This window comes from Alteromonas sp. 4NH20-0056, from assembly GCF_057539655.1.
On record NZ_BAAJLS010000021.1, the window covers coordinates 1 to 2,412 of the forward strand.

The 2,412-nt window shown below is 45.2% G+C and carries 1 protein-coding gene and 4 tRNA genes; 2 read left to right on the forward strand and 3 right to left on the reverse strand.

Annotated features, from left to right (window positions below):
* Nucleotides 1-100: 100 nt before the first annotated feature.
* The 3 genes from AC27EZ_RS18030 to AC27EZ_RS18040 form a co-directional block, all read right to left on the reverse strand.
* Nucleotides 101-176 (reverse strand) — tRNA-Val (locus tag AC27EZ_RS18030).
* A gap of 20 nt (nucleotides 177-196) precedes the next feature.
* Nucleotides 197-272 (reverse strand) — tRNA-Val (locus AC27EZ_RS18035).
* A gap of 27 nt (nucleotides 273-299) precedes the next feature.
* Nucleotides 300-375 (reverse strand) — tRNA-Val (locus AC27EZ_RS18040).
* A 321-nt stretch (nucleotides 376-696) separates the two neighbouring features.
* Between AC27EZ_RS18040 and gltX the strand changes: the two genes are divergently transcribed.
* Both gltX and AC27EZ_RS18050 read left to right on the forward strand, forming a co-directional pair.
* A complete protein-coding gene (gene gltX / locus AC27EZ_RS18045) occupies nucleotides 697-2,106 on the forward strand; it encodes a glutamate--tRNA ligase (protein ID WP_487136652.1) in 1,410 nt (469 codons plus the stop codon).
* 85 nt (nucleotides 2,107-2,191) lie between these two features.
* Nucleotides 2,192-2,267: transfer RNA gene (locus AC27EZ_RS18050), tRNA-Ala, on the forward strand.
* Nucleotides 2,268-2,412: the final 145 nt, after the last annotated feature.

Genomic DNA, 2,412 nt, shown 5'->3' on the forward strand with positions numbered 1-2,412 from the left:
CTACTGAATTATTTAGAGGAGATGGTGGACGCTGCTGCTGGCTCGCAACGACGTTGTTGAACCATTGAGTCTTATGAACTACTGAATTATTTAAAGGAGATGGTGGACGCTACTGGGCTTGAACCAGTGACCCTCGCCTTGTAAGGGCGATGCTCTCCCAACTGAGCTAAGCGTCCGTTTTAGAATGCAATGAAAATGGTGGACGCTACTGGGCTTGAACCAGTGACCCTCGCCTTGTAAGGGCGATGCTCTCCCAACTGAGCTAAGCGTCCGTTTATTTTCATTTATTAAACAAGAAGTGGTGGACGCTACTGGGCTTGAACCAGTGACCCTCGCCTTGTAAGGGCGATGCTCTCCCAACTGAGCTAAGCGTCCGTCTTGTTTAATTACTTGCCTAAGCAAGTGGGGCGGTATTATAGAGTCGCTTCCGATAGTGTCAATAACAAAATTAAATAAAAATGTTCGTATGCCTGAAAAGTGAACATTTTGACCGGTTTTTGTCAATTTTGGATAAAAGAAAAACAATTTATTCGTTGTGTCAACGATAGCTCGAGCTTGCGCTACACAGAATGAACCGAATTAATCTCTTATTTTGCTGAATACTTGTATGTGAATAGGGGATGCCACTTTTGTCATATAGCTAACACTGGTAGAATGCGCGCAAATCTAATTTTCATATATTTATAGAGAGTATTCATGTCGGTTGTTACACGCTTTGCTCCCAGCCCAACCGGGTACCTTCACGTAGGTGGCGCTCGTACTGCGCTTTATTCATGGTTAGTTGCTAAGAATAAAGGTGGCGAATTTGTTCTTCGTATCGAAGATACTGATATTGAACGTTCTACAGAGGAAGCTAAACAAGCTATCTTAGACGGCATGCAGTGGCTTGGCCTTACGTGGGACACAGGTCCTGTATACCAAACAGATCGCTTTGGTCGGTATAACGAGCTAATTCAACAGTTACTGGATGAAGGTAAAGCATACAAGTGCTTTATGAGTGCAGAAGAGCTGGATGCAATTCGTGAAGCGCAAAAAGAACGTGGTGAGAAGCCTCGCTACCCAGGAACATGGCGCGAACGCACCGATCACCCTGAAGGTCAGCCGTTCGTAATACGCTTTAAAACGCCTACTGAGGGTACCGTTGTCATCACAGATCATGTGCGTGGAACGATAGAAATTAGCAACAGCGAGCTTGATGATCTTATTATTCAACGTACCGACGGCACACCTACTTACAATTTCTGTGTTGTTGTGGATGATTGGGATATGGGCATTACTCACGTTGTTCGTGGTGAAGACCACATCAACAACACGCCTCGTCAGATAAATATCTTAGAAGCGTTAGGTGCGCCGATACCTGAATACGCGCATGTTTCTATGATTTTGGGCGATGACGGTAAAAAGCTCTCCAAACGTCATGGCGCAGTTAGTGTTATGCAATATCGCGATGATGGCTTCCTGCCACAAGCTGTATTGAATTATCTTGTTAGACTGGGATGGTCTCATGGTGATCAAGAGATTTTCTCAGTAGACGAGATGATTGAGTTGTTTAGCTTAGATGCTATCGGACAGTCAGCTTCTGCATTTAACACTGAGAAGCTTATTTGGTTAAACCAGCACTATATTAAGTCGCTTCCTGCAAGTGAGGTTGCAGAACACGCAAAATGGCATTTCGATCAACTTGGCGTTAACTTACTTGCAGGCCCTGCATTAGAATCTATCATTGCAATACAAGCAGACCGCGTAAAAACGCTGAAAGAGCTTGCAGAAATTTCGACGTATTTCTATCAAGACTACGAAGAGTTCGAAGAAAAAGCAGCTAAAAAGCACCTTCGCCCTGTGGCGAAAGATGCGCTTGAATTGGTGAAAGAAAGGCTCTTAGCAGTTGATGCATGGAACCCTGAAAGTATTCAGGCAGCGATAAACGCGACCGCGGAAGCGTTGGAAGTGGGTATGGGTAAAGTAGGTATGCCGTTACGCGTAGCAGTGACGGGAGGAGGAAATTCTCCATCACTTGATGTTACGCTTAATTTGCTCTCAAAAGAGAAAGTTGGCGAGAGAATCGACAAAGCGCTTACTTTTATAGCAAACAGAGAAAATTCATAAAAAAACCGTTGACATGACAGGGGGGGATGCCTAGAATGCGCCCCGCTGTCACGGAAGAGTCACACTAGTTGACTGAGACACATACGGGGCCATAGCTCAGCTGGGAGAGCGCCTGCATGGCATGCAGGAGGTCGGCGGTTCGATCCCGCCTGGCTCCACCAAACAGCACTCGATGTTGCAGTTTGAATAGGCTGAAGTTTTTTAACTTCGGACGGAAATTTCAGTAAGGATAAGGTCGCTCGATTTACAGAGCACATCTTGTCTTACAGAAATGTAGTGAAGCGCTGTTTCACTAGCAAAGTTTCT

Coding starts and splice junctions, on each gene's coding strand:
- gltX (WP_487136652.1), top strand. CDS start 697: ATGTCGGTTGTTACACGCTTTGCTCCCAGCCCAACCGGGTACCTTCAC.